This is a genomic window from Pantoea sp. X-Soil-TKNS-1279 (genome assembly GCF_059730565.1).
On the sequence record NZ_AP035952.1, the window covers coordinates 128,826 to 149,426 of the forward strand.

At 52.2% G+C, this 20,601-nt stretch carries 21 protein-coding genes and 2 pseudogenes; 8 read left to right on the forward strand and 15 right to left on the reverse strand.

The window, feature by feature from the left end; all coding sequences use genetic code 11:
• Nucleotides 1–36 precede the first annotated feature (36 nt).
• The 3 genes from AC6I8N_RS26405 to AC6I8N_RS26415 are packed head-to-tail and all read left to right on the forward strand — an operon-like array spanning nucleotide 37 to nucleotide 2,682.
• Nucleotides 37–840, forward strand: a complete 804-nt coding sequence (locus tag AC6I8N_RS26405; RefSeq protein WP_497831564.1) for an amino acid ABC transporter permease — start codon at nucleotides 37–39, stop codon at nucleotides 838–840.
• A complete protein-coding gene (locus AC6I8N_RS26410) occupies nucleotides 833–1,576 on the forward strand; it encodes an amino acid ABC transporter ATP-binding protein (protein WP_021185444.1) in 744 nt (247 codons plus the stop codon). Before AC6I8N_RS26405 ends, AC6I8N_RS26410 begins: the two co-directional genes overlap by 8 nt.
• Nucleotides 1,577–1,590: 14 nt before the next feature.
• Nucleotides 1,591–2,682 (forward strand): NAD(P)/FAD-dependent oxidoreductase, encoded by a 1,092-nt coding sequence (locus AC6I8N_RS26415; RefSeq protein WP_497831565.1) that lies wholly within the window; start codon nucleotides 1,591–1,593, stop codon nucleotides 2,680–2,682.
• A 52-nt stretch (nucleotides 2,683–2,734) separates the two neighbouring features.
• Here AC6I8N_RS26415 and AC6I8N_RS26420 read toward each other — a convergent pair whose 3' ends face one another.
• Nucleotides 2,735–3,967, reverse strand: a complete 1,233-nt coding sequence (locus tag AC6I8N_RS26420) for a hypothetical protein (RefSeq protein ID WP_497831566.1) — start codon at nucleotides 3,965–3,967, stop codon at nucleotides 2,735–2,737.
• 169 nt (nucleotides 3,968–4,136) lie between these two features.
• On the opposite strand from AC6I8N_RS26420, the gene AC6I8N_RS26425 reads away from it, so the two are divergent.
• Nucleotides 4,137–4,739, forward strand: a complete 603-nt coding sequence (locus AC6I8N_RS26425; RefSeq protein WP_497831567.1) for a cupin domain-containing protein — start codon at nucleotides 4,137–4,139, stop codon at nucleotides 4,737–4,739.
• 210 nt (nucleotides 4,740–4,949) lie between these two features.
• On the opposite strand, the pseudogene AC6I8N_RS26430 reads toward AC6I8N_RS26425, so the two are convergent.
• A pseudogene (locus tag AC6I8N_RS26430) lies at nucleotides 4,950–5,469 on the reverse strand (efflux RND transporter permease subunit); the annotation flags it as partial.
• On the opposite strand from AC6I8N_RS26430, the pseudogene AC6I8N_RS26435 reads away from it, so the two are divergent.
• The 3 genes and pseudogenes from AC6I8N_RS26435 to AC6I8N_RS26445 all read left to right on the forward strand — a co-directional run.
• Nucleotides 5,470–5,673: pseudogene (locus AC6I8N_RS26435) on the forward strand (ATP-binding protein); the annotation flags it as partial. It abuts the pseudogene before it with no gap.
• A 367-nt stretch (nucleotides 5,674–6,040) separates the two neighbouring features.
• Nucleotides 6,041–6,442 (forward strand): H-NS family histone-like protein, encoded by a 402-nt coding sequence (locus tag AC6I8N_RS26440; RefSeq protein ID WP_497831568.1) that lies wholly within the window; start codon nucleotides 6,041–6,043, stop codon nucleotides 6,440–6,442.
• 177 nt (nucleotides 6,443–6,619) lie between these two features.
• Nucleotides 6,620–7,396 carry a TraX family protein gene (locus tag AC6I8N_RS26445; RefSeq protein ID WP_497831569.1) on the forward strand — a complete coding sequence of 259 codons (777 nt, stop codon included), beginning with the start codon at nucleotides 6,620–6,622 and terminating at the stop codon, nucleotides 7,394–7,396.
• Here AC6I8N_RS26445 and AC6I8N_RS26450 read toward each other — a convergent pair.
• Genes AC6I8N_RS26450 through AC6I8N_RS26470 form a run of 5 tightly spaced genes read right to left on the reverse strand, consistent with a single transcriptional unit; the run spans nucleotide 7,393 to nucleotide 12,406 of the window.
• A complete protein-coding gene (locus AC6I8N_RS26450; protein WP_497831570.1) occupies nucleotides 7,393–8,283 on the reverse strand; it encodes a metallophosphoesterase in 891 nt (296 codons plus the stop codon). The two genes, AC6I8N_RS26445 and AC6I8N_RS26450, sit on opposite strands and share 4 nt — an antisense overlap.
• A 12-nt stretch (nucleotides 8,284–8,295) precedes the next feature.
• Nucleotides 8,296–9,090 (reverse strand): carbohydrate ABC transporter permease, encoded by a 795-nt coding sequence (locus tag AC6I8N_RS26455; RefSeq protein ID WP_497831571.1) that lies wholly within the window; start codon nucleotides 9,088–9,090, stop codon nucleotides 8,296–8,298.
• Complete coding sequence (locus AC6I8N_RS26460; RefSeq protein ID WP_497831572.1) at nucleotides 9,087–9,998, reverse strand: carbohydrate ABC transporter permease; 912 nt, start codon at nucleotides 9,996–9,998, stop codon at nucleotides 9,087–9,089. The genes AC6I8N_RS26455 and AC6I8N_RS26460 overlap by 4 nt, the downstream gene beginning before the upstream one ends.
• The gene (locus AC6I8N_RS26465; protein ID WP_208726649.1) at nucleotides 9,998–11,275 is read right to left on the reverse strand and encodes an ABC transporter substrate-binding protein; all 1,278 of its coding nucleotides are present in this window, start codon (nucleotides 11,273–11,275) and stop codon (nucleotides 9,998–10,000) included. The genes AC6I8N_RS26460 and AC6I8N_RS26465 overlap by 1 nt, the downstream gene beginning before the upstream one ends.
• A gap of 27 nt (nucleotides 11,276–11,302) precedes the next feature.
• Complete coding sequence (locus tag AC6I8N_RS26470; protein ID WP_497831573.1) at nucleotides 11,303–12,406, reverse strand: ABC transporter ATP-binding protein; 1,104 nt, start codon at nucleotides 12,404–12,406, stop codon at nucleotides 11,303–11,305.
• Nucleotides 12,407–12,757: 351 nt separating this feature from the next.
• Between AC6I8N_RS26470 and AC6I8N_RS26475 the strand changes: the two genes are divergently transcribed.
• Entirely contained in the window at nucleotides 12,758–13,018 is a 261-nt protein-coding gene (locus tag AC6I8N_RS26475; protein WP_021185320.1) for a hypothetical protein, read from the forward strand.
• Between the two features lie 95 nt (nucleotides 13,019–13,113).
• On the opposite strand, the gene AC6I8N_RS26480 is transcribed toward AC6I8N_RS26475, so the two are convergent.
• From AC6I8N_RS26480 to AC6I8N_RS26515, 8 genes are all read right to left on the reverse strand, one after another.
• Nucleotides 13,114–13,560, reverse strand: coding sequence for a hypothetical protein (locus AC6I8N_RS26480; RefSeq protein WP_497831574.1), 447 nt, complete (start codon nucleotides 13,558–13,560; stop codon nucleotides 13,114–13,116).
• A gap of 116 nt (nucleotides 13,561–13,676) precedes the next feature.
• Nucleotides 13,677–16,019: a Fe(2+) transporter permease subunit FeoB gene (feoB, locus tag AC6I8N_RS26485; protein ID WP_497831575.1), complete on the reverse strand. Its 2,343-nt coding sequence runs from the start codon at nucleotides 16,017–16,019 to the stop codon at nucleotides 13,677–13,679.
• A complete protein-coding gene (gene feoA, locus AC6I8N_RS26490) occupies nucleotides 16,016–16,243 on the reverse strand; it encodes a ferrous iron transporter A (RefSeq protein WP_021185324.1) in 228 nt (75 codons plus the stop codon). The genes feoB and feoA overlap by 4 nt, the downstream gene beginning before the upstream one ends.
• Before the next feature lie 321 nt (nucleotides 16,244–16,564).
• Nucleotides 16,565–16,666, reverse strand: coding sequence for a C2H2-type zinc finger protein (locus AC6I8N_RS26495; protein ID WP_497831576.1), 102 nt, complete (start codon nucleotides 16,664–16,666; stop codon nucleotides 16,565–16,567).
• The gene (locus AC6I8N_RS26500) at nucleotides 16,633–16,887 is read right to left on the reverse strand and encodes a hypothetical protein (protein ID WP_497831759.1); all 255 of its coding nucleotides are present in this window, start codon (nucleotides 16,885–16,887) and stop codon (nucleotides 16,633–16,635) included. Before AC6I8N_RS26500 ends, AC6I8N_RS26495 begins: the two co-directional genes overlap by 34 nt.
• A 407-nt stretch (nucleotides 16,888–17,294) precedes the next feature.
• A complete protein-coding gene (locus tag AC6I8N_RS26505; protein ID WP_497831577.1) occupies nucleotides 17,295–18,920 on the reverse strand; it encodes a hypothetical protein in 1,626 nt (541 codons plus the stop codon).
• 86 nt (nucleotides 18,921–19,006) lie between these two features.
• Nucleotides 19,007–19,966: an Rpn family recombination-promoting nuclease/putative transposase gene (locus AC6I8N_RS26510; RefSeq protein WP_497831578.1), complete on the reverse strand. Its 960-nt coding sequence runs from the start codon at nucleotides 19,964–19,966 to the stop codon at nucleotides 19,007–19,009.
• A gap of 143 nt (nucleotides 19,967–20,109) precedes the next feature.
• Nucleotides 20,110–20,583, reverse strand: coding sequence for a hypothetical protein (locus tag AC6I8N_RS26515; RefSeq protein ID WP_497831579.1), 474 nt, complete (start codon nucleotides 20,581–20,583; stop codon nucleotides 20,110–20,112).
• Nucleotides 20,584–20,601 lie beyond the last annotated feature (18 nt).

Below are 20,601 nucleotides of genomic sequence, written 5' to 3' on the forward strand. Positions count from 1 at the left end.
GGGCTTGCTCATCACCCGCCATGAAGGGAGACGCCGATGGACATCCTGACAATTCTTTCCCGTACCTTCTTTGATATTCCGTCGATGATGGAGGTGTTGCCGCAGTTGCTGGCGACCGGCCTGGTCAACACCCTGATTATCTCGCTGGCCGCCACCCTGCTCGGCACATTGCTGGGACTGCTGCTGGCGCTGCTGGGGATCTCCCCGTCACGCTGGGTGCGCCTGCCCGCACGGATGTATACCGACCTGTTTCGCGGCCTGCCGTCGATTCTCACTATTTTGCTGATCGGTCAGGGATTAGCGCGCTTCAGTTATCAACTGTTTGGCCCGTCGCCCTACCCGCTGGGCATTTTCGCCCTCAGCCTGATTGCCAGCGCCTATATGGGGGAGATCTTCCGGGCCGGGATTCAGAGCGTAGAACGCGGCCAGATGGAGGCCTGTCGTGCACTCGGTATGAGTTATAGCCGGGCGATGCGGCTGGTGGTGATCCCGCAGGGGATCCGCCGTGTGTTGCCCGCCATCGTTAACCAGTTTATCGCCATCATTAAAGATTCCTCGCTGGTGTATCTGCTCGGGTTGATGACCAACCAGCGCGAACTGTTTCGTGTCGGCCAGGACGCTGCGGTGCTGACCGGCAACCTGTCCCCGCTGATGCTGGCTGGGTTGTTCTATCTGATCATCACCGTACCGCTGACGCATATGGTGAACTACGTCGATGTGCGTTATCGCACCGGACGCCGCCGCCGCAGCGCGCCACAAAGCGGTCTGAAGGAAGTGGAGGAAGTGCAGAAACCCACGAATAACGCGCTGTTCAGCAGCCTGGGAGGTAATCATGACTGAGGCAAGCTGGAAAGGTGCCAGCCTGGAGTTGCGTAATTTGTCACTGGCTTATGGTCCGATTGAGGTGTTGCGTCGGGTATCCCTGACAGTGGCTCCCGGCACCACCACCTGCATCATCGGGCCGTCCGGTTCCGGTAAGTCCACCCTGCTGCGCGGCATCAACCGACTACACGAGCCACAATCCGGCGATGTGTTGCTGGCCGGACGCTCGGTGTTACGTGACAAACCCGATGCCCTGCGCCTGCGGATTGGCATGGTGTTTCAACATTTCAACCTGTTTCCCGATCATAGCGCGCTGGAAAACGTGGCGCTGGCCCCGTGGAAAGTGAAAGGTTTGCCAAAATCCCAGGCGATGGCTATCGCCCGCCAGCGCCTGGACGAAGTGGGACTGGGCCAGCGTGCCGATCATCATCCGCGCGATCTGTCTGGCGGTCAGCAACAGCGTGTGGCCATCGCCAGAGCGCTGGCGATGGACCCGGAAGTTATGCTGTTTGATGAAGCTACGTCGGCACTGGATCCCGAGCTGGTGAAAGGTGTGCTGACCCTGATGGCGGATTTGTGTCGGCGCGGCATGACGATGGTGGTGGTGACGCATGAGATGGGGTTTGCGCGCAAAGTCGCCGATCAGGTGGTGTTTATGGACGAAGGCGAGATTATCGAAGCGGGCAGCCCGGCAGCGCTGTTTGATAACCCGCAATCGCCGCGTCTGCAACGTTTTCTTTCTGAAGTGCTGTGAACAAGGAATCCGACATGGCGGTAAAAAAAGTAGTGGTAATGGGTGGCGGCGTGCTGGGCGTGTCCAGTGCGCTGCAACTGGCACAACGCGGCATCGCGGTGACGCTGGTGACAGAGGCTGCGTTATGTTCCGGCGCATCGGGGCGTTCGTTGTCGTGGCTCAACTCGGCAGGCGAACGATCAGCGGCCTATCATGCGCTGCGTATGGCGGGTATCGACCGCTACCGTACGCTGTTTGCCCAAGATCCGACGCGCGACTGGTTGCGCTTTGATGGCGCGGTGTTCTGGACCACGGGAGATGGCACGGCTCTCCGGGCGCGACATGCGTATGAAAAAGCGCACGGCTATGACTCACATTTTGTTAGCTGTGAAGATCTGCCACAAATCAAACCCGATGCATTTAGCGGAGAAGCGATTATTAATCCGGGCGAGGGTTGGGTCAGTTTACCCGACCTGATGACTTATCTGGCGGATAAGCTCCGGGGACAGGGTGGCGAGATTATCGAGGGAGCCGGACCGGCTCAGGTGGTTACCCGCGAAGGCCGTGCCTGCGGTGTGCGTTGGCAAGGGGGTGAGTTAGCGGCGGATGCGGTGCTGGTGGCCTGCGGTCCCGCCACGCCTGATGTGGTGGCCCCGCTGGGTGTACAGATCCCCAATGGTTCGCCACTCTCGATGTTGGTGATCACCCAACCTGCGGGGCAAAAATTAACCGCAGTGTTGAACACGCCGCGCGTGGCGGTACGTCCCGATCCCGGCAACCGGCTGGCACTGGATCATGACTGGTATGAACACGACATCCAGCCACTTGCCACCGGTGGATTTACTATCGATGAAAAGGTGGTGCAGCAACTGGTGGGTGAAGCGAAAAAACTCCTGCCAGACGGCGCGGATTTGCAGGCGCAAAGCTGGAAGATCGGTTACAAACCGATTCCCGGCGACGGTGAACCGGTGCTGGGCGAGTTGCAAAAGGTGCCGGGTTGTTTTGTCGCCTTTACCCATTCCGGGGCGACACTGGCGTTGATCGTCGGGGAGCTGCTGGCGGAAGAGATCGTGAGCGGCGAACAGCACCCGATGCTGGCGGAGTTCCGACCGGAACGTTTTGGCTGATTGATGGTGCCATGCGCCACTACCCGTTGGCAGCGCGGGGTGGCGCGTCATGTTATCCTTCCCGGTCAAGCAAGAATTGCCGGGCAAAATCTTTACTACGCTGCAAGGCATCAGCCACTGGGGTGTGGACCATCTCTCCCAGGACGCAATCAAAGGTGTCCATACAAGGTACGCTTTCCAGCATCAAGGGTTTCGATGGGGTTGTGGGATCAGCGAACCAGCAGAATTGCATCTTCATATCAGGGACTGATGTTTGAACAGACAATGAAAGGGATGTTTCAGGAAGTTGAACCAAAGAGGGATTTGGCTCGTATTCAGATTCAGGATCGGAATTAACCTTTGGCTCATCCTCTTTCAAAATGGCAGTGTGGCGATCATAAAGCGCCAATTTTATTCCTGATTGCGTAGCATGCAGAGCAATCAGGCTACATGTCAGCTCGTGACGAGCATCACGCAAAAGGAGTTTTTGTAACTGTTCAACGGTCATTTCTGACGGGGGACCACTATTTTTGAGGCGGAAATTGAAATCAACAGATTTCATGCTTTTATCGCTGAATAACGCCTTATTTTTCTCGTACCACTGTTGCGTATTTTTGGGGATAACTGTGTTGGCGATCATATGACTAAGCTCAATATCTGTCCACGTCATAGTTATTTTCAGCTGTCTAAATGCAAATCTTAATTTCTCTTTGGAAAGATGCAATGCCGTAAATTGTGGATTCAACTGTATCAACACCAGCTTAGTCAAATCACAATATATTAATTTATACGTTTTCAGGAGAGAACTTATGCCTGCAACTTGCTTGTCATTTGCAGGAGCCCACATTTCCATCTCTTGCCGAAGCCTTTGGGATAACGCACTGCGTACAGTCGAATTCGACACGCCATTTGTTACTGTTCTATTCAGAATTCCTGTCATTTGGCCTGTCATTAACACTTCTAATGCATTGAAACTGAAAGGGGATAGAAGTTCAATGACTATATTTTTCAGTTTCAGTCTCTCACCCAGGTGAATTCTCCTTTCAATATTTTTCCACTTCTCAGGAACAATTTCATTAATTTCCTTTAGCAGGCTATCAGTTATCATTTTATACTGATTCCTGTAGTTATCTGTTTTTATCCAATTGTCATTATTGTTTTTGGGTTTAATGTTGAATTTATTGTTGCTTTTAATAGTCTTATGAGTGTTTTTACTCCTCTTTATGCGCCTGGTGTCATTATGTTTAGTCTGAGCATTAAGATCATTGAGAAGATGAATACTGCCGCTTTCATGGTTAACTTCCATATCAATTTCCTTTCATTTCATGTCGGTACAATTCCTTCACGTTAATTTTAAGATGAAATTTTCACCTTTGGTAACTTTATTTCTTCCGTCGCAAATGCCACTCGGTCGGATAAAATTTGTATTAAGCTTAAAATGTGAACTGTCTCGCATTAAATGTCTGGAGGAAAGGATGGATGATTTATCTCGTCGTCACTTTATCGGGGCGTTGTCCGGCCTTGCATTGAGTGCGCCTGTGCTGTTCAACCGCTATGCCAGAGCTGCACCTGCAGCAGACAACGTCAAACTGCTGCGCTTAGAACGCAACAACTGGGTGCCAAATAACCCCCATCTGCCGGTTATTTTTTATCAAGGCGTGTTACCCCCTGCGCCTGCAATGACGGCCCCTACCGAAAGTTTGTTTGAGAACAACGACTGGCCGCCGCAGTGGGTCGCGTCCATTTTCAGCTTTCATCATTATCACAGCACCGCCCATGAAGTGCTGGGGTGCGTCAGCGGTCATGCGAAAGTGATGTTGGGAGGGCCAGGAGGTGAAGTTATCACGATGACGGCAGGTGATGTCGCCCTGCTCCCCGCCGGCACCGGACATTGTAATCAGGGCAGCAGCGAGGATTTCCAGGTAGTGGGTGCCTATCCGCCCCACCAACAATGGGATATCTGCCGCACGGCACCGACCTCAGAGATGTTGCAACGTATCAGCCGGTTACCGTTCCCGGAGAGCGATCCGGTTAGCGGACGTCATGGTCCCCTGACACAGAGTTGGCAACGGGGGTAATATCCATATCGTCACGGGTGTTGAAAAAAATCACCACAGGATTTTACAATCATTGTACGGGACTATCCCGTACATATTTTTCAATAACAGGTACATAATCATACTTGCTATCGATAAACGCCTGATTCTTTTCTACCCGGCAACAGCGTTACATTCGCTTATTGAACAGTACCCACCGCTTATAACTTAACCCCGCGATAAATCGCGTCGCTACGACAGATGTACCGATAACCGCTGCCGACGCAGCCAGATCAGTTTATATGATAAACAGCGACAACAGCGGCGCGGTGATCATGCCGCCGATCACAGGCGCAGCGATACGGCTCATCACCTCCGATCCCGCCCCACTCCCCCACAGAATCGGCAGCAGGCCCGCCCCCTGATACAACGCCTGATCCAGCCCTTGTTGCGTGAAGGTGGTCGGGTGAGCCAGCGCAGGGTCCGCTTCGATGCCGTGGCGCAGATACATCAACATTACCACGCCAAATTCCGCCGCCACCCCGGCCAGCGCAATAAACCAGGTGCCGGTCGCCACCGACAGATGGAATCCCTGCCACCAGAGAAACCAAATGCCGCCCACCAGTGCGAAAGGCAGGCTCATCAGGATCAGCAGAGCTTCATCAACGCGGCGAAATGCCCGATACAGCAGGATAAAGATAATCATCACCGTCATCGGCACCATCAGTTTCAGCTTCTTGTTGGCATGTTCCAGAAACTCAAACTGACCGGTTTGCCACGACTTTTTGACCGTTTCTACCGCGTTGATCCGTCACGCCAACGAAAAGGCGAAGGCAGCGGTATTGGTCTGACGATTGTAAAATCGATTGTCACCGCCCATCAGGGGGAAATCAGCGTGGTGTCCGATGCCGTTACCACCCGATTTACTTTGCTGCTGCCGGGAATTAACGTTAAAAATGCGCCGTCGCGGCTTTAATAATTCATCCCTGACAAATCACAAGTTCCTAATAAAGAAACACGATTCTTCTGGCAAAACAACCCATTCTGATCCGACCGCACATTTTGTATGTCTGTCACAAAAAATAAATAAATAATTCCCTTAATACCTGAGCAAATGTTGTCATTCTTATCAGGTTGGCTTTAGAATCGCTTCATCACTTGCCGTTCAATGCAAAGAAAAAGTTATAAGTACCGTGCAATCTGCTTTATTCTAAGCCAGAGTTGTGCTGTACTTCTCTGCACAGAAATGTAAGGGTAAGATGTTCTACCTATAATTGCGCAGTACAAAATCAAACAAAGCTTAATTTATTCGTTCAATGACACAGAATTTTTGGGAGAAGTCCATGAGTGATTCACTTAAGGCGTTTAATAATATTCGTACCCTGCGTGCTCAGGCGCGTGAAGTCCATCTGGCAGAACTGGAAGAGATGCTGGAGAAGTTCACTATGGTGGTTGCCGAGCGTCGTGAAGAGAACCACGCTGAAGAAACAGCGGTACGTGCGAAGGCAGAAAAGCTGGCTAAATACCGTGAATTGTTGCTGGGCGATGGCATCGATCCCACCGAATTATTAGGTGCATTGCAGGCCGCCGGTAAACAGCGTACCAAGCGCGCTCCGCGTCCGGCGAAGTATAAATATACCGATGAAGACGGGCAGGAAAAAAACTGGACCGGTCAGGGCCGCACACCTGCGGTGATTAAAGCGGCGATTGCCAGCGGTAAATCGCTTAATGATTTCTTAATCTAATCCAGCACTATTTGTAGCGGCGCGATTTATCGCGCAAGATGTTTGAGCAAAAATGCGCGCGATAAATCGCGCCGCTACGGAATGTGCCAAAAGCTATTCGGATTATTACCGGCTTTACTCGCGAGTATGCTCATTGTAATGTTTGGGTTAAAACATAATAATAGTCGGTGACTTTCTATGCATGCTTTGCTGACATCGCTAAGATTCCCCTCACCTTTTGACCAGGTTAAATCATTTAGCCCATTTCAGGCCGATATCATTAAAACCATTGCCCTGATGGCGATGCTGGCTGATCACATCAATACCATTTTATTAAATAGTCACAACACCTTTCTTACGGCTCTTGGTCATAGCGCTTTTCCTTTATTTACCCTTATCTGGGCCGCAAACCTGCCCGATGATGCTGCACGGCTGCGTCAGCGCGCCAAACGGCTCTGGATGTGGGCGATCGCCACCCAACCGCTGTTCTGGCTGGCTTTTATGATGAAAGGTCAGTCATGGCTGGCACTTAACATCCTGTTCGCCTATGCCGGTTGTACGCAATTGTTGAGCTGGTTTGCAAGATGGGGTGTCAATGGTGCGATGGCAGGGCTGGCGGTGCTTCTGCTGCTGGCATGGCCGTTGACACCTGCCAGCTATGGCATTCCCGGCATCGTATTTTGTTTGCTGTGTATGGCCGCCAGATGCATCAGTGCTGTCGCGGAAAGTCGCTTGTTTCTGCTGCTGGTGTGCGCGGCGTTGACATGGCTGAGTTTGCCCGGTCACGGCTTTCAAGACACCCTGGTTTACGATTTACTGCCAGGGCTGGTGCTACCACTGCTGATTATTGCCGCAGTCGCTGCGCTGCCGCATATCTCGGTGGCTCGCCTCTGGCCCCGGCGTTTTTTCTATCATGCCTATGCCGGACATCTCACCCTGCTTGGCGTGCTGGCGGTAATGCCGGTGCGGCTTTAGCGGCTGATTTCACCGCCATATCCGGTTACCTTCAGTACATCTCCGATCATTTCCACCACAGCAAATGGCGCGGCCTCTGCGCCATCCAACAGCCCTTGCAGGGTAAAAAATTCAGTATCGCCGATACGCGCATAGCCGCCGCGATGATCATGTCCCGCAAAACAGGCACGTACCCGGTAACGGCAAAATAGCGCCGCCAATTGGGGACCATTCCACAGGATATGCGTGGTATGCGGTGCCAGCGGGTAATGACCAAATACGATCACCCGCTCATCGCTCGCCTGCGCCTGCTGCAACTGCTGTTCTATCCATTGCCACTGCTGGCTGCCTACCGCGCCATTCCACGGTTGTGCCTGCGGCTGCTGGTTTTTCACCAGTTCTGCCAGCATTGTTTCAGCCTGCTGACGTTCGGCACCGCTGCAATACAGACTGATATCGTTACCGTCATACACCACAAAACGCCAGCCTGGCAGGCGGAAGCTGTAATAACTTTTTGGCAGCGGAACATCGGCCAGACGGTCAACCAGGCTCAGTGCATCATGGTTACCCATCACCACCGCATGCGGGTGTTGCAGGCGCTGATAAATCGGCAGCAGCGCGGCATAATCTTCCCAGTGACGATCAACCAGATCCCCAAGCGTTACGACAAAATCCAGTGGCTGCTGGTTCAGTTGCCCGATGATCGGCGGCAACTTGTGTAATGCATGGCGGTAGTAGCGGTTTTTCTCATGATCCGCCTCGATATCGGCGTACTGTGGGTCCGCCAGCAGGCCAAAGCGTAAAGCCGGATTGAGTAAACCAGGGCGTAAAGTCGGCAATTGATAAAACTGACTGACATCGCCCAATAAGCTGCGCTGCTGTGCGGTTAACGGCTGAACAAATGACATGAAGATTGCTCCTTAACGAATACCGGCACGCATAAATGACTGAATAAATTGACGCTGGAACAGGAAAAACAGCAGCAACAGCGGCAAGGTGGTCATCAGGGTGGCGGCACCAATTAATGCCCACTGCACCCCCTGCTCCGGGGCGGAAAACAGTTGCAGCCCTACCGTTAATGGTCGTACCTGCACAGAATCGGTAATCACCAGCGGCCAGAGAAAATCATTCCAGTGAAAACTGATCGACACCAGCGCAAAAGCCACGTAAATCGGTTTCGCCAGCGGTATATAGATCTTGCGCAGGATATAAAAACGGCTGGCCCCTTCAATAATTGCCGCCTCTTCCAGCACCAGCGGAATACTTTTGAACGCCTGACGCAGCAGGAATATCGCAAAGGCCGAAGCAAAATAGGGCAGCGCAATGCCGGTCAGGCTATCGCGTAATCCAAGCGCGCCAATCGTTTTGTAATTATTCAGGATCAGCACATCGGGGCTGATCATTAATTGCAGCAGGATCAGCGCAAACAATATGCCGGAATATTTCATGCGAAAGCGCACTAACGCGTAAGCCGCCATAGTCGCTAAAACCAACTGCACGACTACGATCATCACAACCAGCAAGCTGGTGTTAATAAAATAACGCCCGAATGGCGCGGCATGCCAGGCGTTGACGAAGTTTTGTAACGTCAGCGGCGCGAACAGCGAAAAACTGCCCTGCTCCGCGGCCGGATGGCTCGCCACCCACAATGCCACCAGAATGGGTAGAAACCACAGCAGCGCCGCCAGCCAAATCACCAGGTTGAGCAATCTCATTGATAATGCGCTCGCTTATCCAGCAGGTTAAATTTAATCAGGGCAATGCTGGCCAGGATAACCAGCAATACCACCGTCATCGCGGCAGCAGCGGGCATATCCCAGTAGCTGAATGCGGTGCGATAAATATAGAACAGCAACAGACTGCTGCTGTTATCCGGACCGCCATTGGTCATGGCAATCACCTGATCAACGATACGGAAGGCGTTCATCGACGCATTGATCAGCACAAAGAGCGTGGTGGGCATCAGTAGCGGCCACTGCACGCGCCGGAAGAAATAACTGCGCGATGCGCCTTCTATGGTGGCTGCTTCACTCAGGCGTGGATCGATTTGCTGCAACGCCGCGAGGTAGAAAATCATAAAAAAACCCGCCTCACGCCACACCGACACCGCCATCAGACAATACAGGGCACTCCCCGGCTCCCCCAGCCAGTTGACGGCGGGTAACGAGAACAGCGCCAACAGTTTGTTCAGCAAGCCGAGCTGCGGCGTGTAGAAAAACAGCCACAGATTGGCGATGGCGATCATCGGCAGCAGCGACGGAATAAAGAAGGCTGCACGCACCAGCGCGTTACCTCGCAGATGGCGGTTGACCGCCAGCGCCATCATCAATGACAGCGCTACCGCCAGCGGAATGGTGATCATCGCATACAGCAGGTTATTCCACAGCGAGCGGATAAATACATCGTCATCCAGCAACGCCAGATAGTTATCCAGCCCGACAAAGCGGGCCGGATGACCATTGCGTGCGGCACTGAACACGCTCTCCCACAGCGTCGCCAGCGCCGGATAATGGGTAAACAGCAGCAAAAAGCCCAGCGCCGGTAATATCAGCAAGTAGCCATACAGTTGGAGTGACCAGAACCGGGGGCGGCTGACCGCCACTGTTGGGAGGAGCGTGCTCATTATTGATACGCTTTTAACAGACGGTCGGCCTGTTTCTGCGCTGATTCCAGCGCCTCAGCCGGTGTTTTTGTCTGCGTCACCGCCGCCTCGATCGCGTGGTTCAGCGCTTCCTGGATCTGCACACTGTTATAGGTCGAGAGTTCCGGCTGCGCGTACTTAAGCTGTTCGCGAGCGACCAGCGCCTGCGGCACATCCTTAACATAATCTTTCATCACGCTGGTATCCCAGGCGGCGGGCGACGTGGCAACGTAGCCGGTGGCAATACTCCAGCGAGCCGCTTGTTCCGGTGCAGACACCCAGCGGATAAATTCCATCGCGGCTTTTTGTTGTTCCGGTGAGGCATTTTTAAACACGTAGAGGTTGCCGCCCCCTGTCGGACTGCCACGCTGGGTTTTCTCCGGCAACATTGCCACACCGAACGGAAACTTCGCGTTTTCACGCACCACAGTCAGATTGCCGGTGGTGGTGACCATCATCGCGGTTTTGCCGCTGATAAAATCCTGCGGCGTGGTGCCCCAGGCGATGGCGCCTTGCGGTGACACGTTTTCTTTCTGTCCGAGATCGGTCAACCATTGCAACGTGGCAATATTGCCGGGGGTATTGAAATGCACCGCCGTGCCCTTACCGTTATCCAGACGACCGCCGTTAGTGGCAGACAACCCCTGGAAGTTCCAGTAGCCGTTGGGCGTTGACGGGATCTCAATCCCCCACTGGCTGACGCCGTTGTTATCTTTGATCACCAGCTTCTTACCGAAATCGACTACCTGCTGCCAGGTGGCTGGCGGCGTATTGGCGTCCAGTCCGGCTTTTGCAAACGCTTGTTTGTTCCAGTACATCACCACCGTGGAGCGCTGGAACGGGATCCCCCAGACTTTACCGTCGATACGACGCAGAAAGGCTGGATAGAATCCGTCGATCCATTGCTTTCCTTCTGCATCATTCGCCAGATCGCTGGCGGCAACGATAGCGCCAGCATCAATCAACGAATACGCCTCAATATCGCCAATCACCGCCATCTGCGGCGCATTGCCGCCGCGGAATGCGGTGAGCGCTTTGGTGACGGTAGTGGCGTAATCTCCGGTATAAACCGGCTGAATGCTGACCTCAGGGTGCACTTTTTCAAAGTCAGCCACTAGGGCATCTACGGTGTGGCTTACCTTTCCCCCCACCGCAATCGGGTAGTACATCTGCAATGTAACCGGTTCGGCGGCCAGTGCTGCTGAGGATGCGCAAAGTAATAAAGCTGAAGCGAGGCGTATGTGACGAAGTGCAGACATGATTTTTCCCTGATCGAAAGATGAAGGTTAAACAGCGTATTTTTTTTCGCATGAAAAGAGCGTTTGCTCAGCCAGCCAACAGCGCTTTCCGCTGTGACTGGCAAACAAATATTGTTGCGAGGGAGACCATTGCAGCCCGACCAGACTGCCTTCCTCCAAGCGTTGCATGCCAGGCACCTTGACGGTGAGCGCGTCAGTGACGTTCGCCAGTGCACACACCAGCAGGGTGTCGGCACCCATATATTCGTAGCTGATGACGTGGGCGGTCAGTTGTGCGTTATTCGGCTCGACCAGGGTGATATCTTCCGCTCGTAATCCCAGACTCAACGCGGATTCATCAGGATCGATCACGATCGGTGCCACCATGCGGCTGAGATAGTGCGCACTGCCCCGACAATGCAGCGGCAGAATATTCATCGGCGGGGCACCAATAAATTGTGCAGCGAAAATGCTGGCAGGATTGTTGTAGAGGTCGTCTGGCGTGGCGTGCTGCTCAATGCGGCCGTCATTCAGCAAAATAATGCTGTCGGCCATGCTCATGGCTTCGGTCTGGTCGTGAGTAACGTATAACATGGTCAGACCGAGTTTCTTCTGCAAGGCACGGATCTCACGCCGCATACTCTGGCGTAGTTTCGCGTCCAGATTCGACAGCGGTTCGTCCATCAGACACAGACGGTGTCTGGCGATCACCGCTCTGCCGAGAGCCACACGCTGCTGCTGACCTCCAGAGAGTTGAGAGGGTTGGCGATCCAACAGTTTCTCCAACTCCATCAGCTTGCTGACTTCAGCCAGACGCGCGGCAAACGTCTGTTTATCCTCGCCACGCGCTTTCAGACCGAACAACAGGTTTTCGCGCACGCTGAGGTGGGGAAACAGGGCATAAGACTGGAACACCATCGAGAGTTGGCGCTGTGACGGCGGCAGATGACTCATCGCATTGTCGCGACAGTAAATTTCACCCTGGTCGGCGTTTTCCAGCCCGGCAATGGTGCGCAGTAAGGTTGATTTACCGCAGCCGGACGGTCCCAGCAGTGCGACAAAAGTCCCTTCTTCCGCGGCAAAACTGATGTCATTCAGGGCAACTTTATCGCCCCAGGCTTTGGTGATGTGTTGAAGAGAAAGGTAGCTCATGCGCCCTCTGGCCCGGAATCAGAATGGCGGTAACTTAGCTGGGGAGAGTGAAGGAATTATTTAAGTTGAGTGACGTTTAGATGATGGCAGGGTGATCCGGGTGCCGCATTAACACAAATTTATTGTCCGAACGATAACTCGTACTGTCATAAAATTTGACCCATATAAATTTCGTATAACATTATTCTGAAAATGTTGTTTCAGCTGATTATTCCATATCATAACTTTCAATGGGTTGTATCATCTTGTAACGAAACGTAATAAGCACTCTTCCGAAAAAAATACAAAATAATTACACTTTTTCGGACCGGTAAGAGATGCTGCCTTCCCGATCACACAGAGATAATAACAATGAAAAACACCTACTACATCAGCATCTCCAAAACCAATGATAATCATATCCTGCATAACGCTACCTGCCGAATTTATGCGGAAAATAAAGAGGATATGATTCTGATTGGTCGTTACGAGCAACTTGTGATTGCACTGGGCGTTTCTCGCAATAACTTCAGAAAAGTTACACCCTGCCCGCAATGCGTCCTGAAACGTCGGTTGTATAACTTTTCACGACCACGGCAGGAACCTGTCCCGGTGCGCCATTTCCCGGATTAATTACCGGGCATGGCTGACAATCGTAGCGGTGCGATTTATCGCGTGATGATGCTAAAACGCGCGATAAATCGCGCCGCTACATGCCAGAGTTTTCCTCAATTGCCCCGCGTTTCCCGCCGCCAGGCATAGCTACAGGCGATAATCGCCAGCACTAATGTCGACGCTTTGACCAGCCATTCGGCGGTTATCACGCGCCTGAGCATACTGAAATAACCTTCTGCATAAAGCGGCACATTGGCGGTTTTCAATGCAAAAATATACAGGACACCCAGGACGACAAGCTTACCGATAAACCAGCCAACCGCCGGGACAAGCAGCCAGAATTTGCGCTTGGCAATACGATTCCTCAGGCAAACGAAGCACAGCAGCGGTATCATTGCCGGGATTATCTGGATGCTGTTCACTGCAATCAGTTGCACCCACGGCACGCCGAATTGTTGACGCATCTGCCACGACATGGCGATATCAACAGGTAACGCGCAATACAGCAGCAAAAAACAGACAACGCCCCATACCAGGGCAGCCCTTAACGCATTATTCATCCTGGTTCCCCTCACGAGATATGTTGCGTTTATCGAACAATGCATAACAGTAAAGTTATTTACCGCCATGAAATCTGATATTTTTCTGAGAGTTACCAGGAATTTTCTTTGAGCAATTAGGTTTTTGCTACGCGGTGATCAGCCTGATTATTACAACACCCGTGACATCCCCCACATTCTGCGGCCATGTTCTGTGGTGCGAGCGTAAAATGATGCGACGTCATGCGTCTACCCAGACGACGCATCACCATCAGGATGACACCATTCAGTGCGATCACGCTGACCACGCAAAGCGAACTGAAGCCTGGATGTGCAGCAAAACTCACGCTTTGATAAAACAGGGTAGCCAGCGACCAGGCAATGTTTAATCCCCAGAAGAAGGAGAACAGCATCCAGTTGCGCCCTGCTTCACGGGCAATCGCCCCCATCACTGAGACGCAAGGCACGTAAAGCAGCACAAAGATCAGATAGCTGTAGGCGGCGAATCCATTACCAAACTTCGCACTCATCGCGCCCATCTGCCCGGCATCCATCACACCATCGCCTTTACTGGCCTCGATGGGGTTTGACAAGGCGCTTAAACTGAACGCCGCCGTCAGGCCATCGCGGGTTTGTGTCAGTGCGTCTTTGATTTCACTTAGCAGATTAAATTCGCGCGGGTCGAATTTCCCACTCTGAATATCTTCCCCGGTATAGAGGCTGTTCAGCGTCCCTACCACCACTTCTTTTGCCATGATGCCAGTGACCAGCCCAACCGTGGCCTGCCAGTTATCTTGCGTGACACCAATGGGTAGTAAGACTGGGGTAATCACTTTGCTGGCAGCAGCCAACGCGGAGTCATTGATGTTATCGACCGTTCGGCCAGTTAATGAAAAACTACTCAACACGCCAATCAACATGCTGACCAGGATAATGACCCTGCCCGCCCGTACGATAAACATTTTCAGCCGTTGCCAGGTTTGCAAGAGCAGGCTTTTAAGATGGGGTCGGTGGTAAACCGGCAGTTCCATAATAAACGGCGAAGCCTCACCCCGTAGCAACGTGTGCTTTAACACCAGGCCAGTGCCAATCGCTACCACCATACCCAGTACATACAACGAGAAGACCAGGCTGGCACTGTGCGTAGCAAAAAAGGCAGCAGCAAATACGGCAAAAATTGCCAGACGCGCGCCACAAGACATAAAGGGGGCAATCAAGACCGTAATCAAACGTTCACGCGCGGTATCCAGGGTACGAGCGCCCATGACGGCGGGCACATTACAGCCAAAACCGACAATCAACGGCACAAAGGATTTGCCGGGTAGCCCCAGCGATTGCATCAGACGGTCCATCACAAAGGCGGCGCGCGCCATATAGCCGGAATCCTCCAGGAACGACAGGAAAAGATACATCAGACCAATTTGTGGGATGATCGGCAGCACCGTGTTGATCCCGGCTCCAATGCCCTGAGCCAGAAAGGTTGTCAACCAGTCCGGGAAATGCCAGCTGTAACCCAGCCATTGTGCACCATGAATAAACAACGCCACCGAACCGGCATCAAAGATAGGTTGTAGCGCAGCGCCAATATTGATCGACAACACAAACATCAAATACATCACGGCGAGAAACACCGGAATGCCCACCCAGCGGTGAAGAAGGATATTGTCGAGTCGCTCGGTAAAACGACTCGGGGTACTGTGCTGAATATTGCTGACGGCGGCGCATAGTCCGTTTATGGCACGGTAGCGTGCATCGGCGATTGACATTGCGGGATCATCGCCGGCCTGTCGGGTGAGGTCAGCGAGGTGTGGCACCACCGCCGGACAGAGCGACTGGCTATTGATATCGCCTTCCAGCAACTGCAATGCCAGCCAGAATTGTTTTTCTGCTGGAATATCAGACGGCATCCTGGCACATAAGCGCGGGATAACCGCATCGATCGCCGCCGGATAAATGACCTGCCTGACTGGCTGATGCGCAGGTTCGCTGTCAATCACCGCCTTCAGTTGGGCTATGCCTGCACCACGCGTCGAGGTGAGCGAAACCACCGGACAACCCAGTCGTTGTGATAGTGCGGCAATATCGATATCAATATGCTGGCTGGCGGCAATATCCTGCATATTCAGTGCAATAATGCAGGGCACACCCAGTTCCAGCAGTTGGAAAGTGAGAAACAGATTGCTTTCGAGGTTGGATGCATCAACGACGTTAATCACCAGGTCAGCATCATTATTAAACAGATACCGACAGGCGATGCTTTCATCAATCGAGCTGTCGGCAGAGAGGGTGGTCAGCGAACGCGTTCCCGGCAGGTCAATCAGACGGACATCCGCCTGCGCGGTGAAAAACTGCCCCTCTTTGCGTTCCACCGTGACACCCGCCCAGTTTCCCACACGTTGGCGTGCGCCGGTCAGCTGGTTAAATAAAGTTGTTTTGCCGGTGTTGGGATTGCCGATCAGTCCGATGGTGAGTTGTTTCATGACACCACTTCCTCAAGCAACAGCGAGGCCAGGTCACTCTGTCGTACCGCCAGGCTAACGCGACGGGTGCGAATTTGCACCGGATCCCCCAGCGGAGCAACACGGATAACCTCAATCAGCGATCCAGGTAACATCCCCATAGTTAACAACTTCTGCCGCCAGTGCGGGTTTATCGCGGGTTGGTAACCCGCAATGCGCCAGGTGGTTTGCGTTTTTATCTGCATATCATCAGCCAGTCCGGTAATCAGGAACGGCGATTATATAAATGATAAGCATTCCACTTTTTTGATCTGAGACGTGATCAGAGTGGGGAGCAGGGTTTTAATTTCAATAAAAGGTTAACGGCGAGCGTATTTGTGGGGATTTTCAGGTTTTCATCAGTCTATTGCCAGACCGACGAGCACACCAGCCATCTGGTGGGATCTGCTATAGAGGTAATAGGATGTTGTAATTATTATCAGAAACAGCCTCACCAACGCTTTGGTAAAACTAAGAATGGTTCACGCAGCAGCGCCTTAAATAACGCTGCTGCGGAAATAATGCCGCTAATGTTTTCTGCTATGTGCCCCCAAACCGGAATAACTGACAAACGACCTGCCGCAGTCTTTGCAAATTACATCCACTTTTTTGTGTGTTTTTTTGTGCATGGGGAGTTCGGTTTCAGAATAAAAAACGCAGGACACCCCTCAATATCGCAACGATAGATTGGTGCCAGATTATGAGATTGCAGATGCTGATGCGAGATGTCGGTGCGGATCTCCAGCCCCGCCAGGTAACGCACCTGCTGCTGGTGCGTGCCGGTTCGCTGGTGTTTCATACTGCGTGTGCCCGGCATAGCGTAGCGATAGCATTCAAGATTTATTGTCATACATGACTCCTGGGTTAAAAGGAGCCAACTTAAGTCATCACACTTCTATAAAAACGCTCCGCCAGCGTCGCTACGGAACCTTTCGCCACCAACAACGTATTATTTTCGCCACGGGTGCGCATACTGACATAAAATTGTGTGAAATCCGGATTAAAAAAAACGACTTTAAGGTATATCCGTCGCCATCTCCGTCAGATGGAAAATTAAATACTTCTTCAGGTATCTGATCGGGCGTGGGAGTTAATTTATAAATTGATGAGATAAGCTGTTTATCATCTACCGTCGCCAATACCGGCAGATAAAGTTCGCCTTGTGATCCCGTTGGTAAATGATTGTGGTAGTAAAACCTTTTAGCTCTCGCCGCCGAACCCTTTATCCATTCATTACTGAGGGTTAAGTTACCGCAACTACAACCCCGGACAGCTACCCTGCTGATAGCTAAACCCGGAATATTTATTGTAATTAAGTCCCTGGTGGTCATCGTTCAGGTTTTTCAACCACAATCGGTTGCGAAATTTGCTAAACAGCGGTACCAGTTCATTATTGATAAATGCACCTGCGCCAATGTAATTTCGCACCGGGCTGCGATTAATGGCTCGAGCAAGATCGTAAGACCAGCGAGAATGATTATGGGTATGTAATGCAGTCAGTGGAAAATATTCATTACCACCCAGACGCTTCTCCAGTTTCAGGCAGACGCGATCGCTCAGCGCCTCGCCTTCTGCCAGCGTGATCGCGGTGAAGTCTGCAACCGGATTGCTGAACCATGCCAGTGTCTGTATCGGGGCGCTGCGATCCGCAAGTGGGGCAGAGAGCGACGCTGTCCAGCCACGCGCCTGCAACTCCGTCGGCAGCCACAGATGGTTACGATAACTGCTGGCCAACGGCAGAATATGACGATTCTTCTCCCTTTCTCCTGCCTGGAGAAAAGCCTGCTGCGCATTAATTTTTTCCGCGACCCGCAACGGCCAGAATCCGGGATAACCGGCGGATTTATCAGCACTGTCCAACAGGATGTCACCTTGCTGGCGGATGCGGTGCAATTGGTCGCGCACTTCCCAGCGCACCTGATAGAGATCGGCGCTGGCGGCAAGCGGCTCGCCTTCGATGATCTCCTCCAACTGCGTCCAGCGCTTATCCAGTGCCATATCCGCTTCAGCCAAATGAAACAGGTTCAACTCGCCACTGACCAGCGCATATAGCCGTCGTTGATGCATAACCAAAGATTGCAGTTTGCCAACACCGGCTTTGCGAAAAATAATGTCGCGTTTTTGTGTCTGCGGATCAAAACGCCAGATGCCCCACTCTCGCCCGCTATCTGCGGCATTAATCGCCGCGGTGCTACGGTAATAACTATACCCCTCACCCGTGACAGGATCGTAAACCGGTGGGGAAACCACGACATTGACACTGTTATGGGTCAACCGGGTCAACGGGAATTCCGCAACCGCCTCACTATCACGGCTTTCCGGGCTACCGATATTGCCGTGTTGGGCAACGGTTAGGGTCTGCTTTTGCCGGGTGGCGATGTCGATCGCCTCAAGCGTGCCGTGGTGTTCGCTCTCCATGCTGCGTGCAGTGACGATGGACAGCGTCGTACCATCGTCATCCAGCCAACTGCTGAGCGGGATGCGCCCGGTCGCGCTTTGATAAATTAAGCTGGCGGTAACCGGTTGTTCTGCCGTTTTAAGTTCATAAATCAGGCTGTGATTCTGACTGCTGAGTGGCAACCAGAGAAGCCCGTTCGCGCCAAAAATAACCGCCTGTGGACAATCCAGCAGCGTATCGACGGCGAAAATTTCGCCGCGTATCTCGCGGGTCAAATCCGCACTGAGGATGCGATACCCCAGCGCGCCATTAATCAGCGGTGAGAAGGTATAAATATCGCCTTGTGGCGCAACCGCCATACGACATATATCATCCCCGAGTAGCGATCGGGGACGGGAGAACTCGACGGCAAAGGCCGCTTCAGATAAGGTTAACCAACTGAAAATAAATAATAAAAAGGCTACCAGACGACGGGTCATATTCATTGCGGTTTTCAATCCATGTTGAAGGTCCAACCTGGTGAAAAAAGGAGAAGGCGAGGATTTATCGTTGTTATTTTACTGCCGCTGAATCAGGGCGTTTGTTTTTGCATCCGCGCCTGGGTCAACCACTCTTCCGAAAGTCCGGTCATTTTCATCACCGTGGTTTTGTCCATGCCGTTCTGCAACATGGTGGTGGCGATACACAATGCAGCGTCCAGTCGTCCCTGCTCGACACCTTTCGCGATACCCAGCCGAATGCCGCGTTCTTCGCCCAGTTTCAGGCCTTCAAGATGCCCTTTATGTTCAAATTGCTGCGCAATGTTCAAAAAAACCTCCTTATGTTGGGGTAGATGGCTGGCCAGCGCCAGCAGGAACGCTTCCGGTTCCCCGGCATCGCCGGTTTGTAGCATCCAACGGATCAGGACATGCAACTGATCGCGCGTCATATAGTTGATGGTCAACAGCGTTATCAACTGTGGCATCAACGCGGTGAGTTCCCGGGTATAGATATGTTTAAGTAGCAGCTCCAGTGTCGCCATACGGCGATGGTTCATAATCACGTTGTCCGGCAAGGACAGCACATCGGCCAACGGGAAATCATGGGTGTAAAACTGCTGCGCCAGCGCGGGATTGGGGAAAAGGTCGATCCAGTTGAGTGGTGACGACTGTGCTTTGTCCTGACAAAACAGCAGCGGCATCACCAACGGTAACTGGCCGGCCCCTGAATGCAGATGTTTTTGCATCACGGTAATTGCGGCCTGCATCAGCCAGAAGGCGACATGTTGATTGGGCGTCCTGCGCGGGTGCTGTAACAGGCAATAAATGTAGGCATCGCCACTCCATGTTTTTACGGAATACAACACTTCGCTGTAATCACTCAGCAGCGTCGCCTCGATATAGCGCCCCGGCACAACCCGCAGGGAACTGAGGTCACATTTTTCTAACAGGGACACAGGCAGGTGAAATTGCAGAAAATCCCGTGCGGTACCAGGATGAGTGAAAAAGGTTTTAAACAGTACATCATAGGAAACAGGGGTACTTTTTTTCATCAAAACGGAACTCTATAAGAAAAAAATCAAGGGCCGTTCAGACCTGATACCATTCAGTAAAGGCACATTGCGTTGTGCAGATTTGCGATCTCCCATTAACGCTTAACTGACAAAAACCAGGCCGTTCAGCCCCATAATGTTTATTACCAGGAAGGAGGATAGGAGAGACAAATCGGCACTGGCGAGGTGGTGTGTTCACCACCATATTCCGCAACAAAATAATCTACCAGTGGCTTTTCGTTAGCAGAATAAATAAAGAAGCACATCACCACATTATCATCGACAATATCATAAGGCTTCAGATGAGAATGGTCGCCGTAATGATGGGCAAAACCCACTTTATCTCCTTTTTCATCAGTATAACAGGGACGGCGTTTGGCCATTTCACGGTTGCCTTTCCAGATCAAGCGAGTGCCAGAGCGGGTACTAAAACGAATACTGTCTTTCAACTGAGAATGATGTGGGAATACCACCTCCCCCCGTTTGTTTTCAAATTTCATTTTCACCACTACCGGACCATGATGTACCCCATCAGGGATAATAAATTTTACGGCGGTGTCCCTCTCATCTGCCAATTCCATAGAAAATTCGGTCAGATGATATTTATCATCAGTCATATCCCCTCCACATTTTTT

Excerpts from the sequence above, each read along its gene's own strand:
- AC6I8N_RS26500 (WP_497831759.1), bottom strand. The coding sequence starts at position 16,887 with ATGACAATAAATCTTGAATGCTATCGCTACGCTATGCCGGGCACACGC.
- AC6I8N_RS26405 (WP_497831564.1), top strand. The coding sequence starts at position 37 with ATGGACATCCTGACAATTCTTTCCCGTACCTTCTTTGATATTCCGTCG.
- AC6I8N_RS26440 (WP_497831568.1), top strand. The coding sequence starts at position 6,041 with ATGAGTGATTCACTTAAGGCGTTTAATAATATTCGTACCCTGCGTGCT.
- AC6I8N_RS26425 (WP_497831567.1), top strand. The coding sequence starts at position 4,137 with ATGGATGATTTATCTCGTCGTCACTTTATCGGGGCGTTGTCCGGCCTT.
- AC6I8N_RS26415 (WP_497831565.1), top strand. The coding sequence starts at position 1,591 with ATGGCGGTAAAAAAAGTAGTGGTAATGGGTGGCGGCGTGCTGGGCGTG.
- AC6I8N_RS26510 (WP_497831578.1), bottom strand. The coding sequence starts at position 19,966 with ATGAAAAAAAGTACCCCTGTTTCCTATGATGTACTGTTTAAAACCTTT.
- AC6I8N_RS26470 (WP_497831573.1), bottom strand. The coding sequence starts at position 12,406 with ATGAGCTACCTTTCTCTTCAACACATCACCAAAGCCTGGGGCGATAAA.
- feoA (WP_021185324.1), bottom strand. The coding sequence starts at position 16,243 with ATGCAGATAAAAACGCAAACCACCTGGCGCATTGCGGGTTACCAACCC.
- AC6I8N_RS26445 (WP_497831569.1), top strand. The coding sequence starts at position 6,620 with ATGCATGCTTTGCTGACATCGCTAAGATTCCCCTCACCTTTTGACCAG.
- AC6I8N_RS26480 (WP_497831574.1), bottom strand. The coding sequence starts at position 13,560 with ATGAATAATGCGTTAAGGGCTGCCCTGGTATGGGGCGTTGTCTGTTTT.
- AC6I8N_RS26450 (WP_497831570.1), bottom strand. The coding sequence starts at position 8,283 with ATGTCATTTGTTCAGCCGTTAACCGCACAGCAGCGCAGCTTATTGGGC.
- AC6I8N_RS26420 (WP_497831566.1), bottom strand. The coding sequence starts at position 3,967 with ATGGAAGTTAACCATGAAAGCGGCAGTATTCATCTTCTCAATGATCTT.
- AC6I8N_RS26515 (WP_497831579.1), bottom strand. The coding sequence starts at position 20,583 with ATGACTGATGATAAATATCATCTGACCGAATTTTCTATGGAATTGGCA.
- AC6I8N_RS26455 (WP_497831571.1), bottom strand. The coding sequence starts at position 9,090 with ATGAGATTGCTCAACCTGGTGATTTGGCTGGCGGCGCTGCTGTGGTTT.
- AC6I8N_RS26505 (WP_497831577.1), bottom strand. The coding sequence starts at position 18,920 with ATGAATATGACCCGTCGTCTGGTAGCCTTTTTATTATTTATTTTCAGT.
- AC6I8N_RS26410 (WP_021185444.1), top strand. The coding sequence starts at position 833 with ATGACTGAGGCAAGCTGGAAAGGTGCCAGCCTGGAGTTGCGTAATTTG.
- feoB (WP_497831575.1), bottom strand. The coding sequence starts at position 16,019 with ATGAAACAACTCACCATCGGACTGATCGGCAATCCCAACACCGGCAAA.
- AC6I8N_RS26495 (WP_497831576.1), bottom strand. The coding sequence starts at position 16,666 with ATGCACAAAAAAACACACAAAAAAGTGGATGTAATTTGCAAAGACTGC.
- AC6I8N_RS26460 (WP_497831572.1), bottom strand. The coding sequence starts at position 9,998 with ATGAGCACGCTCCTCCCAACAGTGGCGGTCAGCCGCCCCCGGTTCTGG.
- AC6I8N_RS26475 (WP_021185320.1), top strand. The coding sequence starts at position 12,758 with ATGAAAAACACCTACTACATCAGCATCTCCAAAACCAATGATAATCAT.
- AC6I8N_RS26465 (WP_208726649.1), bottom strand. The coding sequence starts at position 11,275 with ATGTCTGCACTTCGTCACATACGCCTCGCTTCAGCTTTATTACTTTGC.